The organism is Rhodococcus sp. NPDC056960 (genome assembly GCF_042674125.1).
Lineage (GTDB): Bacteria > Actinomycetota > Actinomycetes > Mycobacteriales > Mycobacteriaceae > Rhodococcus_F.
The window spans coordinates 96,849-109,651 of sequence record NZ_JBHURF010000025.1; the positions used below are offsets into that span (position 1 = coordinate 96,849).

Annotated in this window: 10 protein-coding genes; 5 read left to right on the forward strand and 5 right to left on the reverse strand. The window is 66.1% G+C overall.

Annotated elements, in window-relative coordinates; genetic code table 11:
- Positions 1 to 1,857, forward strand: a complete 1,857-nt coding sequence (locus tag ACFTWF_RS33325; protein ID WP_378465354.1) for a putative nucleotidyltransferase substrate binding domain-containing protein — start codon at positions 1 to 3, stop codon at positions 1,855 to 1,857.
- A 108-nt stretch (positions 1,858 to 1,965) separates the two neighbouring features.
- Entirely contained in the window at positions 1,966 to 2,799 is an 834-nt protein-coding gene (locus ACFTWF_RS33330) for a metallophosphoesterase (RefSeq protein WP_378465355.1), read from the forward strand.
- A gap of 105 nt (positions 2,800 to 2,904) precedes the next feature.
- On the opposite strand, the gene ACFTWF_RS33335 is transcribed toward ACFTWF_RS33330, so the two are convergent.
- The 3 genes from ACFTWF_RS33335 to ACFTWF_RS33345 form a co-directional block, all read right to left on the reverse strand.
- Positions 2,905 to 3,432, reverse strand: a complete 528-nt coding sequence (locus ACFTWF_RS33335; protein WP_378465356.1) for an acyl-CoA thioesterase — start codon at positions 3,430 to 3,432, stop codon at positions 2,905 to 2,907.
- Positions 3,433 to 3,670: 238 nt separating this feature from the next.
- Positions 3,671 to 5,041: an NADP-specific glutamate dehydrogenase gene (gene gdhA, locus ACFTWF_RS33340; RefSeq protein ID WP_378465357.1), complete on the reverse strand. Its 1,371-nt coding sequence runs from the start codon at positions 5,039 to 5,041 to the stop codon at positions 3,671 to 3,673.
- Positions 5,042 to 5,073: 32 nt separating this feature from the next.
- Positions 5,074 to 6,390, reverse strand: coding sequence for a flavin-containing monooxygenase (locus ACFTWF_RS33345; protein WP_378465358.1), 1,317 nt, complete (start codon positions 6,388 to 6,390; stop codon positions 5,074 to 5,076).
- 776 nt (positions 6,391 to 7,166) lie between these two features.
- On the opposite strand from ACFTWF_RS33345, the gene ACFTWF_RS33350 reads away from it, so the two are divergent.
- The 3 genes from ACFTWF_RS33350 to ACFTWF_RS33360 are packed head-to-tail and all read left to right on the forward strand — an operon-like array spanning position 7,167 to position 10,121.
- The gene (locus ACFTWF_RS33350) at positions 7,167 to 8,501 is read left to right on the forward strand and encodes an MFS transporter (protein WP_378465359.1); all 1,335 of its coding nucleotides are present in this window, start codon (positions 7,167 to 7,169) and stop codon (positions 8,499 to 8,501) included.
- Positions 8,502 to 8,538: 37 nt separating this feature from the next.
- Complete coding sequence (locus ACFTWF_RS33355) at positions 8,539 to 9,306, forward strand: SDR family NAD(P)-dependent oxidoreductase (RefSeq protein ID WP_378465360.1); 768 nt, start codon at positions 8,539 to 8,541, stop codon at positions 9,304 to 9,306.
- Positions 9,307 to 9,317: 11 nt separating this feature from the next.
- A complete protein-coding gene (locus ACFTWF_RS33360) occupies positions 9,318 to 10,121 on the forward strand; it encodes a sugar phosphate isomerase/epimerase family protein (protein WP_378465361.1) in 804 nt (267 codons plus the stop codon).
- A 65-nt stretch (positions 10,122 to 10,186) separates the two neighbouring features.
- On the opposite strand, the gene ACFTWF_RS33365 is transcribed toward ACFTWF_RS33360, so the two are convergent.
- Both ACFTWF_RS33365 and ACFTWF_RS33370 read right to left on the reverse strand, forming a co-directional pair.
- A complete protein-coding gene (locus ACFTWF_RS33365; protein ID WP_378465362.1) occupies positions 10,187 to 11,215 on the reverse strand; it encodes a LacI family DNA-binding transcriptional regulator in 1,029 nt (342 codons plus the stop codon).
- 178 nt (positions 11,216 to 11,393) lie between these two features.
- The gene (locus tag ACFTWF_RS33370) at positions 11,394 to 12,794 is read right to left on the reverse strand and encodes a fatty acid desaturase family protein (protein WP_378465363.1); all 1,401 of its coding nucleotides are present in this window, start codon (positions 12,792 to 12,794) and stop codon (positions 11,394 to 11,396) included.
- Between the last annotated feature and the right edge of the window lie 9 nt (positions 12,795 to 12,803).

Sequence of the window (12,803 nt, forward strand, 5' to 3'; positions counted from 1 at the left end):
ATGACCGAGACCTTGCCCGAACAGCTCGCCCGCTGTCAGCCCCTGAACGCGTTGCCGCCGGACGTCCTGGCCACTGCTGCGGCGGCCGCGACAGTCGATGTGTTCGAGCCGGGCGCCATCATCATGGACGCGTTCGCCGAACCGGCCAGCGAAATCCGAGCCATCCTGACTGGCGACGTCGCCATCTGGCACGACCCCCACCGCGTGAACGAGGCGGCCCAGGCTCGGTTCACCGTGGGCGACCTCTTCGGCTTCTCCGCGGCGCTCACCGAGAGCCCGGTCGGCCCCAAGGCGGTAGCCATCACAAACGCAACAGTCGCGCGCATCCCGTGGAACCTCGTGGCCACCGCGTTCACTTCCCCGACCGGCGCGCGCTTCCTGGCCGGACATGTATCTCAGGCCTACCTGCGGCCCAACGACCCGCCCTCGTATCTCGTCGTGGACGATCTGATCGGTATGGCTCCCGTAGTGGTGCGACCGTCGACGCCCGCCGCGGAGGTCGCACGGCAGATCACCGAGCAGTCTTGGCCGTGCGCAGTGGTGCAGACAGACCACAACGGGTACGGCCTGATCACCGAAGCCGCCCTACTGCGGAAGGTGGTGGTCGAGGGCCTGCCGCCGAGCACGCCCGCATCCGACCTGATGGTCTATCCGGCGCCCACCATCGTGTCGGGCGAGTCCACCACCGACGCCATCGCCCAGCTCATCGACACCGACGAACAATTCCTCCTCGTCGTGGACCGCGGAGGCTCGCTCCGGGGGGTCCTGGACGCATCGGATTTCGTTGCGGCACCATCGACCGCGGGTGTCAGCCTCCACGGCCTGATCAGGCGCTCAGCCGACATCGACACCCTGATTCAACGGAGTCGTCGGGTGCCGACGATGCTGGACGATCTGCTCGCTCGTGGCCTCGCCTCCGCACGGGTGATCGCCGCCTACTCGGGCGTCATCGACTCCATTATCCGGCGCGCCATCGTCCTGGTGTTCGCGCAGCACACCGAACTGTCAGTCGACGCCTTCACCTGGCTGTCCCTCGGCAGCAACGGCCGCCGAGAGGCGGTGCTCAGCTCGGATGTAGACGCCGCGGTGGCCTTCGACGATGCGCTGGACGAAACCGAGCAAGATCGATACCGCACGGTGTTCAGGGAGGTGATCGAAACGATCAAGTGCGCCGGACTCACAATCGACGGACACGGCGCCACCCCGAGCCGCCCGGCGTTCTCGCGGACGAATTCGCAATGGCGTACCGCAGGCCGGCGGTGGTTGGCGCGAGCGAACGAGGACGAGGGCGCGATCATGGGCTCGCTGCTCGTCGACGCACGCCCCATCCACGGCGATCCCGGGCTGCCGGAAGTGACTCGCGTATTCGGAAACTTCCGCCGTCACCCCGCGACCATGCAACTACTCCTCGACGAGTCCCTTTCGCACCGCGCGAAGCTGCACAGTATTCGCGCGGTACTCGGCCGGCGTACAGACCGCGTCGACATCAAGTCCCAGGCACTCTTGCCGTTGGTCAACATTGCGCGGTGGGCGGCGCTCGGCGTCGGCTCCACCGAACTGTTGACCACCGCCAGGCTGCGGGCGGCCGCCGGGTCGGAGTTCCTGCCCGAGAGACAGGCCAACCAACTCATCGAGGTGTTCGACGTACTGCAGCGACTACGCCTTCGATATCAGATCGCACAGATCCAGGAAGGGATTTCCGCCAACGACATTTTCGAGCGGCGGCGCCTGTCGCGCATCGATCACAGCGTCGTCAGTCAGGCGATCCGGCAGATCGCCGAGGTACAGCGGCGGATGGACCGTGTCGCCGAGACCATTCCCGTTCAGAAATTGGCGGCCCGGGTGGACAAGATGTGACGGAGCGTATTTGCTCCTACTGCCAAACGACCAGACACGATTCGTGCAACCCACGACGTGATTACCCAGCGGGCGGGGAGCAGTGCGCCGACCGAGGAGGGAGCGGCTATGACAAATCGCGTCGCAGTGATCGGCGATATCGGCGGACACGCAGATGAACTCCGCACCGAACTCGGCCGTCTCGGTGTGGACGAGAACGGCCGCCTACCGAGCGGCCTGGTCGTAATCCAGGTCGGCGATCTGATCCATCGCGGGCCAAAGTCCGACCGTGTAGTCGCCATGGTGGATGGATATCTCAAAAGCCATCCGACACAATGGATTCAGCTGATCGGAAATCACGAAACCCACTATCTCCGACCTCCACAGTTCAAGTGGACGGAGAAGCCGAGTCGCCGCACGTTGCGCACGATCAGGAGCTGGTGGACCGGGGCCAAAGCACATGTGGCGGTCGCGGTCCAGACGCCGGCCGAGTCGTTTCTCATCACACACGCCGGCGTCACCTATTCGTTCTGGCGTGACGTGCTCGACGCCGCCCCGACCGCTGCTCTTGCGGCGGAACGGATCAACCGGCTCGCTCGTGCAGACGACGACAGGATTCATCGCTGCGGGGCCCTCCTGGGCGCAAATTCGCCCGACTTGGTGGCAGGACCGATCTGGGCTGACTCCGCATTGGAACTCATTCCCAGCTGGACCGACAAGCGCAAGCCGTTCAGCCAAATTCATGGGCACACCACGGTGGTCGACTGGCGCGACACGCGAGCGGAGGAACTCTCGTCGACACCGGGCTGCTTTCACCGCGACTTTGTCGCCAAACACGAGATCGTCGATCTCGCGGGCGGGCGGCTGATCGGCGTCGATCCGGGGCACCTTTCGGATGCGACGCAACCCTGGAGCGCTTTGGTTCTGCCCTTCGCGGAGATGCCCCGGGTCTCGACCGACTAGCCCCCTGTCCCACTGTTCACCTGCGTATGATCGCCGGAATCAGGGCGCTCGCGGGTTGCCGCCGACCGCGGGGCCAGTTGCAATCAAGATGAGTTGTCCGTCGGTTCAGCGCGGCGCGCACTCCGATTCGGGTGCCGGAGCCGCATGCGGACTCGCGAACGTAATGCGTTGAGCATGGCGGCGCCGTCGTGCGGCCTCGTAGCGCTCGCGTTCGAGATCCGTGGTGAGCTGCCGCTGCGGTATATCGACCGGGGTGCCGTCCTCGTCTACCGCCACCATCGTGAAGTACGAACTGTTGGTGTGCCGTGTAGTGCCGTGCGGAATGCTCTCGGTGTCCACGCGAATGCCGATCTCCATCGAGGTGCGGCCCGTGTAGTTGACCGACGCCGAGAACGTCACGAGTTCACCGACCCGGATCACGTCGCGGAAATGGACCCGATCGACCGAGAGGGTCACGACATAGGTCCCCGCATAACGGGTTGCGCAGCTGTAGGCAACTTGATCGAGAAGTTTGAGCAGTTGTCCACCATGCACGTTGCCGCTGAAGTTGGCCATGTCGGGTGTCATCAGCACCGTCATCGACAGGCTCGTGGGCCGGGTCTCGGTGGAGTGCATATCGATTGGTGCTGTCATGTGTCGGCCTCCAGTGGCATAGGTGCGAATTTCCGACCGAGCGTGCGCGAAACCCGACGAGGGCGAGTTCGGCTGCCTTGCAAGGAACCACGCGTGGTGATTCCGTTGCGGCGCGCCGAGGGCAGGTCAGCAGACTGAGCGGGCACCATCGGCCCGGCAAGCGGGAGGCGAAGTCGGCATCTCATTCGTCTGCCACAATCCTCGCGCTCCCGCCGATTTCAGCAGGGACGGGGCGGGGTCAGACGACTCCTTGGGCGAGCATGGCGTCGGCGACGCGGATGAATCCGCCGATGGCGGCGCCGGCGACGTAGTTGTCGGGGTCGTCGGTGTAGGTGGCCGCGGTGGCGCGGGTGTGCTGGTGGATTTCCGTCATGATCCGCTCGAGCCGGGTTTCGGTCTCCTCCCAGGTCCACGATTCCCGGGCGGCGTTCTGCTGCATCTCCAGGGCGGAGGTCGCCACACCGCCGGCGTTGGCGGCCTTCCCGGGTCCGAAGAGGACCCCGGCGTCCCGGAACAGGGCGACCGCCCCGGCGGTGCAGGGCATGTTCGCGCCCTCGGAGACCGCGAGGACCCCACCCCGGATCAGGGTCGCCGCCTGCGCCTCGCCGAGTTCGTTCTGGGTGGCGCAGGGCAGCGCGACATCGCAGGGAACGTCGAAGACGGACCCACCGGTGACGTAGGTCGCGGAGGGCCGTTCGGCGGCATACGCGGACAGCCGCTGCCGGCGAACCTCCTTGACGTCCTTGAGCAGACCCACGTCGATCCCGGCCTGGTCGACGATGTAGCCGTTCGAGTCGGAGCAGGCGATCACGGTCGCGCCGAGCGCCTGGGCCTTCTCGATGGCGTAGATCGCGACGTTGCCCGACCCCGACACCACACCCCGCCGTCCCTCCACCGTCTGGCCGCGGGTGGCGAGCATGTCCCGCAGGAAGTAGACGGCACCGTACCCGGTGGCCTCGGTCCGGGCATGCGATCCGGCCCATCCGACGCCCTTGCCGGTGAGCACCCCGGCCTCGAAGCGGTTCACGATCCGCTTGTACTGGCCGAACATGTAGCCGAGTTCGCGGACCCCGACTCCCATGTCGCCGGCCGGGACGTCGGTGTGCTCGCCCAGGTGCCGGTAGAGCTCGGTGATGAAGGACTGGCAGAACCGCATGATCTCGGCGTCGCTGCGTCCGGCCGGGTCGAAGTCGCTGCCGCCCTTCCCGGCGCCGATACCCTGCCCGGTGAGGGCGTTCTTGAAGATCTGCTCGAACCCGAGGAAGCGGATGATCCCGAGGTCGACGGTGGGATGGAACCGCAGACCGCCCTTGAACGGGCCGAGGGCACTGTTGAACTCCACCCGGTAGCCGCGGTTGACCCGGACCCGTCCGGTGTCGTCGACCCACGGAACGCGGAACAGCACCTGGCGTTCGGGTTCGCAGAGCCGGTCGAGGATGCGGGCCTCGACGTACTCGGGATGCCGGTCCAGGACCGGGCCGAGGGTGGCGAGGACCTCCTCGACCGCCTGGTGGAACACGGCCTCGCCGGGGCTGCGGTGGCGGACGCTGCGCAGCACGGTGGTGACGTGGTCGGTAGTTGGGAGGGTGTCGGTGTCGAGAAGTGTCATGGCTTCCTTCATGATTCGGGTGGTCGTCGGGGTCAGGAGACGGAGGTGGTGGACAGCGACTCGAGCTGACGGAGCGCCGGCGAGGCCGCCAGGGCGGTGAGGAGCCGTTCGGTGTCGGCCATCTGGTCGTTCCAGATCGCCCGGACGATGTCGACCCGCAGTTCCGGTTCCTGGACGGTGGCGAAGTAGTTGGTCAGCGCCAGCCCCTGCGGTCCGGCCTCGGTGTGCAGGGCGATCATCCGGGCGATCAGCTTCGCCTGCACGCCGTAGACGGGGATCTGCGGTCCGCGGGGAGCGATCAGGCCGACGAAGTACAGCTTCTCGGCCCCCTCGGGCAGGATGCCGCCCGCGTACCGCACGGGCACGTTCGACCGCCAGGTGAGGGTATCGGTGTCGAGGAACGGGAGGCGGACGTGGAAACCCGTGGCCCAGACGATGGAGTCGTACTCGCCGGACGTGCCGTCGGAGAAGTGCACGGTGTTGCCGTCGAACCGGTCGATGCCGGGGCGGACCTGCACGCGGCCGTGGTGGATCCAGTACAGCAGCAGATCGTTGACGGTCGCCGCGCCGTCCGCGAGGGTCTTCGCCTTCGGGTCGGGCATGCCGGGGTAGTTCCTGTTCTCCCCGATCGACACCCGGGCGAGCAGCCGGCTGAGCAGGTCCTGCTCGTCCGGGGAGAACTCGGCGAGGAACGGCACTTCCTGGCGCGGGACGCCGAAGTACGTCTTCGGTTGGAAGTAGACGCCCTTGCGCATCACGATGTCGGCTTCACGGCGGTGCTGGGCGACGTCGGCGGCGATGTCGCAGCCGGAGTTCCCGGCACCGACCACCAGGATCCGGTTCCCGTCGAGGTCGCCGACATTGTTGTACGCACTCGAATGCAGTTGCTTACCCGTGAATTCGCCGGGCACGTCCGGGATCTTCGGACTCCACAGGTGACCGTTGGCGACCAGGACACCGTCGAAGATGCCCTCGTCGCCGCGCGAGGTGCTCACCCGCCAGCCGGCCGACCCGACCGGTCCCCCGCCGGCGGGCACCGGGGTCACCGACAGCACCTCGGTGCCGAAGGTGATCGTCTCGTAGTGACCGTGGTGGCGCGCATACGATTCGATGTACTCGCGAACCTGGTCGCGGCGCGGGAAGTGCGGGTACTCGGCAGGCATCGGGAAGTTCTCGAACATGGTCATGTCACGAGAAGTGATCAGATGCAACGCGTCGTAGTCGGTGTGCCAGTGCCCCCCGACCCGCTCGGTCTTCTCGAAACACACGACGTCGTGCCCGGCTTGACGCAGTTGCTGAAGGGCGGACACACCGGCCGCACCGGCACCGATGACACAGTAACGGGTCATTTTCTCTTCCCTCTGTTCGATGGGGGCTGAGCGCCCCGAAGTGGTAGTTCCCAGTCTGGAAAGAACCACGACCCTCGTAAATGGCGATCTCGCGCGATCAGCTCAAGGGATACCCTTTGACGGGGTGGTGAGGCACCAGTCGCTCAGACCTCCACACCCGGCCGACGCACCGCACTCGGCACGCTGCTCGTGGCCGCCGTCCTGGCGGCTTGGTGAGCTGTTGCCGACCGACAATCAGGCACTGGCGGAGGTGTCCCCCGCGCTGATCACCGCCACCGCAGGTCTCGAACTCGAAGACCCAGGTATCGCACTGGATCACTCTGCAACGCTGTCCCTGCCTCCACGGATCTGGCGAGATCCGGAGGTGTCTGTATCCAAACCCGTGTAGCCACAATAACTTTTGTCCATCAATAGCGGATCTCATGTCAACAAATGGCGCGGCATGCACAGTCCGACCACCTCACGCCGATCCCGGCCTGTTCTGCGAGCCGTCCACACGTGCACTTCTCGAGCTTCTTCTCCCATGCCCCGGGGCGACCCCAGGATTCGTCGGCGCGCTCGCGTGGCATCCGCCATCAGCGTCTCCGTGGGAGTGATCCCGCTCCCGCCGCCTCCCTTCTGGCAAATTTTGGCAAACGATTGCCAACAGCTCGTTTGCCCGCCTACCGTTCGAATACCCGCCACCGAAGTGGGCTGCATCACCGGAGCAGCCGTACGCGGTGGCCGCCACAGATAGCGGCACTCGCCGGTACCGAAGTTCGAAGGAGCGACTCACCATGACGATCGACGACCCCGTGCGGTCTCGTGCACACTCCACCTCTGTGAGGACACCGAAGAAGGCAGCCGCTGCGGCATGGATCGGCAGCGCGCTCGAGTACTACGACTTCTTCATCTATGCGGCGGCGGCCGCGTTGATCTTTCCCACCGTCTTCTTCCCCACCGGGAACTCGACCGTGGCCACGATGTCCTCGCTCGCCACCTTCGGTGTGGGCTACCTGGCTCGTCCGGCGGGTTCGTTCGTCATGGGACACATCGGCGACCGTCTCGGCCGCAAGCGAGTTCTCGTCATGACGCTCATCATGATGGGCGCGTCGACGTTCCTCATCGGTTGCCTACCCAGCTACGGCCAGATCGGTCTGCTCGCTCCGGCACTCCTCGTCGTCCTGCGCCTCGTGCAGGGGTTCTCTGCTGCCGGTGAGCAGGCCGGCGCGAATTCGATGTCCTTCGAGCACGCACCGGAGAATCGGCGGGCCTTCGTGACGAGCTGGACCCTCGGTGGCACACAGGCCGGCCAGCTGATTGCCAGCGCGGTCTTCCTCCCGCTCGCCGCGCTCCTTTCCGACGACGCATTGCACACCTGGGGTTGGCGGATCCCGTTCTGGCTGAGCGCGGCAATGCTCGTTGTCGGATTCGTCGTGCGCCGCACGCTGGACGAGACGCCGGTATTCGAGGCGGAGGCCGCCCACGACGAGATTCCCGACGTCCCGCTCGAGGCTCTGTTCCGTAGCCACTCCACCCAGGTTCTGCGTGTCTTCTTCGCCGCGACCATTTCCAACGTCGGCACGATCTTCGCGGTCTTCGCACTGTCCTTTGCCACCAATCCCGAATACGCGATCAACATGGACAAGTCCGTATTGCTGTGGACCTCGGCCGCGGGCAACGGGCTCGCCATCCTCACCATCCCGTTGCTGGCAGTGTTGTCGGACCGTGTCGGCCGCAAACCCGTCTTCCTCACCGGCATCCTAGGCTGCGCGATCATGACCACCGTCTTCCTGTGGTCCATCTCGATCCAGAACACGACGCTCGTGGTGATCGCCGGCACGGTCCTCATCGGCGTGGCCTATGCGGCAACTCTCGCGGTGTGGCCGTCCACCTACGCGGAGATGTTCCCCACCAAGGTTCGTCTGTCCGGCACCGCAATCGGCACCCAGTTCGGCTTCGCGACAGCAGGTCTCGCCCCGCTCGCCGCCGCCGCCCTCGCCACCCATTCGCCCGACGGCTGGATTCCGGTCGCGATCTACGCCGCCGTGATCTGCGCGGTGTCCGCCCTCGCCGTCGGCGCAGGGAAAGAAACACACCGCACGCCCATGGCGCAGCTCGGCAACCGCTGACCCTCCCCACCGGCAACACCCCGAAGAAGGACCTCTCATGAACACCACACCCCAGGTCGCGGTCGTCACCGGTGGCGCCGGCGGACTCGGATCCGTCATCGCCGCCGAACTCACCCGCGACGGATTCCAGGTCGTCCTCGCCGACCGCGATCACGAAGCCGCCGAAACCGTCGCCAAGCACATCCACCAGGATGGGGGCCTGCGCCCAGTCGCGCACGCTGTCGACATCACCGACGGCGCCGCAGTCCACACGATGATCGACGAGATCGACCAGCGCTTCGGCCGCCTCGACGTCATCGTCAACAACGCCGGAATCGAGCGCTTCAGCACTCTCGCCGACATGCCCGAAGACGCCTGGAACCAGACCATGGACGTCAACGTCAAGGGACCGATGCTGTTGTGCAAGTATGCCGTTCGGCTGTGGAAGCGCCAGGGATCGGGCAGCGTCGTCAACATCAGCTCCCGCGCCTGGATCGGCGGTTCGAAGAACACCGCCTACGCCGGCTCCAAGGCCGCGATCGTCGGGTTCACCCGCTCGATGGCAGCCGAACTCGGACCCATCGGCGTCCGCGCCAACGCCGTCGCCCCGAGCTTCGTCCGTACCCCGCTCAACGAGCAGCGCACCGACGTCGAACACCTGGAACAGATGATCGAGCAGTACACCGCGTTCACGCCGCTGCGTCGTCTCATCGACCCCATCGACGTCGCGTACGCGGTGGCGTTCCTCGCCTCCGAACGCGCCCGCAACATCACCGGTGAGGTCGTCCACGTCTGCGCCGGCTCCCAACTACCTCCCACCGTCTGATGGTCACCTCGATGCGCACACTGTCCCTGTCGCCGTTGACCGCCCTCGACACGTCACCACCCGAGCTCGTCACCGCCGCGGCGGCCGCCGGATTCGATGCCACCGGAATCCGGGTCTGCCCCGCGGCGGACGACACCGACTGGGGACTGCTGGACCTCACCTCGCCGATGCTCCGGGAGACCCGGCGCCGGCTCGCGGAGACCGGACTGCAGGTCCTCGATGTCGAGGTGCTGCGGATCCATCCGGCGAAGGAGGAAACCGAGGCGCTGCGAATCCTCGACGCGGCCGCCGCCCTCGGCGCCCGCCACGTCCTCGTCAACGGCAACGACCCCGACGAGGGCAGAACGGCAGACCGTCTCGCCGGCATCTGCGAGGCCGCCGACGCACGCGGACTGAAAATAGCGGTCGAGTTCATGATCTTCAGCGAGATCAAGACCATCTGGGATGCCCAACGGCTCCTCGACAAGGTCGGCAGCCCCACCGCCGGGATAGTGATCGATGCCCTGCACCTGCACAGGTCCGGAACCACACCGGAGGAACTCGCCGACATACCCCCGCAGCGTCTGGCCTACGCCCAGTTGTGCGACGGCCCGCGCACCCTGCGAGACGCATCGTGGGTAGGCCTGGTCAACGAGGCCCGCACTGACCGGCATCTACCCGGAAGCGCCGATTTTCCGCTGAACCGACTCCTGGCGAACCTGCCGGCCGAGATCCCGATCTCGGTCGAGGCACCGGTCGCGGCACTCGCCGAACTCCCGGTCACCGAACGACTCGAAGAGGCGTACCGTGCCCTGCAGAGCTTCCGCGACCGGTGATCATTGATTTTCGAACGAAATGCCTAGTTCGAGAACATATTTCGATTTGGTCGAACAGTTCCGCATCAGGCGGGTGAAATCGCAGGGCCGGTGGTCGATCGGATCACCAGATGCGCAGGCGCTGTCAATTGTGGAATCAGCTCACCGCGGTTCGGCCTGTCGGCCGCAAGAACGAGATCCACGGCGGAGCGCCCCACCATCTCGAGCGGTCCGGCCAAGGTCGTCAGCGGGGGTGTACAGAAGTCGGATCCGAAGATGTCGTCGAAACCGACGACGCTGACCTGTTCGGGAATACCCACTCCGCGTTCAGCGAACCGGCGCAGTGCACCGATCGCCAACAAATCGTTGTGTGCGATGACCGCAGTAGCGCCCGCGCCGAGCGCCGCGTCCGCTGCCGCCGGGCCTCCCTCGATGGAGGGCGGGAACGGACCGAGCAGTGATGCTTCCATCCCGAGTGTTGTCGCCCTCTCACGGACCGCGTTCCATCGCATTGCCCCGGACCAGGACTGTCGCGGACCGCCGAGGAAGACCAGCCGCCGATGCCCCAGCGAGTGGAGGTGCTCGACAACATGCCGGGGCCCGTCGACGTGGTCGGTGACAACGCTGGGCACGCCGGGGACCTGACGATTGACCAGTACAACCGGCTTGTTGTCGATCTTGGCCGACAACTTGTCGGTCGGTAAGCGGCTGGCGGCGAGAATGAAGCCATCGACGAAGCTCGAGATCCGGGCGATGACCTCGAGTTCACGCTCCGGCGACTGGCGAGTGTCCGCCAGGACGAGCGTGTAGCCGGCCGTAGCCGCCTGCTGCTCGGCACCGCGGATCAACCCGAAGAAGTGAGGATTGGTGATGTCGGAAACTACCAGCCCGACGGTGCGTGTCCGACCGGACTCGAGCGCCCGCGCAAGGGCATTGGGCCGGTACCCCAACCGATCGGCGGCCTCGACGATCCGCTCACGGGTGCGGGCATTGACCCGCGGTGGATTTGTGAACGACCGCGACGCAGTGGAAATCGCCACCCCCGCCTCCCTGGCCACATCGGCGAGAGTCGGAACCCTCTCGGACGTGCCGGTGTGCCGGTCTGTGTTCTTCATGGCTTCACTTCCGGCGCTCCGCATGGCAAACATTGGCAATCGATTGCCACGATGCTACTCCACCCGCATCCCGCCGATGAATGCTCCCAGCCGTCGGGATCGCGGTGTCTTCATTCCCGTCGCCGGGTGAGGTGTGGCCGGGCGTTGAGGGTCAGGAACTCGTCGTCGCCGTCCGTGTTCAGTCGTTGTCGCGTGGAGGTGGGGTGACTTCCACCCCGCCGGTGTCGTGTTCGGGGCCCTCGGCCGGGCCGCCTGCCGGAACACGCTGCCGGAACCGGGCGGCCTCACTCGGTCCGGTTGTGCCGTGCGGGTCGAGTTCACCGTGGTACGGACCCGGCTTCGGTCGGGACGTTCCGCCGGGGAAGGCGAGCCGCAGGATGGTCCGGTGCACCATGGACCACTGCTTGATGAGCGGTCCGGAGTTGTAGGGCAGTTGGTACCGTTCGCAGATTTCCCTGATTTGGGGGGCGATTTCGGAGTAGCGGGTGCTGGGCATGTCGGGGTAGAGGTGGTGCTCGACCTGGTACCCGAGGTTCCCGCTGATGATGTGGAACAGCGGACTGCCCTCGATGTTCGCCGCGCCGACGAGTTGGCGCACGTACCAGCCGCCCCGGGTCTCGTTCTCGACCTCTTCCGGACTGAACGTGTAGGTCTGGTCCGGAAAGTGCCCGCAGAAGATGATCCCGTGCGCCCAGATGTTGCGGATGATGTTCGCGGTGGCGTCCGCCATGAGGGTGGCCCAGAACGTGCGCTCCACACCCGGGATGGCGCGGTCGAGCACGTCGGCGACGGCGGACGGCCGCCCGGTCGGGCGCAGGGCTCGCAGCCGCCGCCCGAGGCGGGAGGTCTTCGGTTGGCCGATCCGCCCCCGGACGGCGAGTTGCGCCAGGCCGAACGCGCCGGCACTGACAAGCGGCCAGCCCACGTAGTCCTTGACGATCTGTGCCCGCGCCTTCCCGGCGATGCCCTTCAGGTCCTCCCAGACCTCCGACCATGGTTTCTCGCCGGCCCGCACGGCCTCGAGGTCCATGTCGTGCAGGGCGACTCCCCACTCGAAGAAGGCCATGAGCAGCACGTTGTAGAAGGGCTGCGCCAGGTAGACCGGGTGCCACTTCTGATGCGGGTCGATCCGCATGATCTCGTAGCCCAGGTCCTTGTCCTTGCCGCGGATGTTGGTGAAGGTGTGATGGATGTAGTTGTGTGAGTGCTTCCATGCCTTCGCGGTCGACGCGGTGTCCCAGTCCCACGACGAGGAATGGATGTCCGGGTCGTTCATCCAATCCCACTGGCCGTGCATGACGTTGTGGCCGATCTCCATGTTCTCCAGAATCTTGGCCATCCCCAGGCAGGCGGTGCCCGCCAGCCAGGCGGGTTTCGAGGCCGACCCCAGCAGCAGCACCCGGCCCGCCACCGCCAACTGCCGCTGGACGGCGATCACGGTCTTGATATAACGGCGGTCCCGCTCGCCGAGGTCCGCGTACACCTGGTCATGGATGGCGTCCAACTCCTTGGCCAGCGCCTCGATGGTGTCCTCACTCAAATGCGCCAGCGGGCTGCGGCTTCCGGTGTCGATGCTCATCTCGGGTGG

Bases quoted from the DNA above. Each gene is read 5' to 3' on its own strand.
- ACFTWF_RS33325 (WP_378465354.1), top strand. From the start codon at position 1: ATGACCGAGACCTTGCCCGAACAGCTCGCCCGCTGTCAGCCCCTGAAC.
- ACFTWF_RS33330 (WP_378465355.1), top strand. From the start codon at position 1,966: ATGACAAATCGCGTCGCAGTGATCGGCGATATCGGCGGACACGCAGAT.
- ACFTWF_RS33335 (WP_378465356.1), bottom strand. From the start codon at position 3,432: ATGACAGCACCAATCGATATGCACTCCACCGAGACCCGGCCCACGAGC.
- gdhA (WP_378465357.1), bottom strand. From the start codon at position 5,041: ATGACACTTCTCGACACCGACACCCTCCCAACTACCGACCACGTCACC.
- ACFTWF_RS33345 (WP_378465358.1), bottom strand. From the start codon at position 6,390: ATGACCCGTTACTGTGTCATCGGTGCCGGTGCGGCCGGTGTGTCCGCC.
- ACFTWF_RS33350 (WP_378465359.1), top strand. From the start codon at position 7,167: ATGACGATCGACGACCCCGTGCGGTCTCGTGCACACTCCACCTCTGTG.
- ACFTWF_RS33355 (WP_378465360.1), top strand. From the start codon at position 8,539: ATGAACACCACACCCCAGGTCGCGGTCGTCACCGGTGGCGCCGGCGGA.
- ACFTWF_RS33360 (WP_378465361.1), top strand. From the start codon at position 9,318: ATGCGCACACTGTCCCTGTCGCCGTTGACCGCCCTCGACACGTCACCA.
- ACFTWF_RS33365 (WP_378465362.1), bottom strand. From the start codon at position 11,215: ATGAAGAACACAGACCGGCACACCGGCACGTCCGAGAGGGTTCCGACT.
- ACFTWF_RS33370 (WP_378465363.1), bottom strand. From the start codon at position 12,794: ATGAGCATCGACACCGGAAGCCGCAGCCCGCTGGCGCATTTGAGTGAG.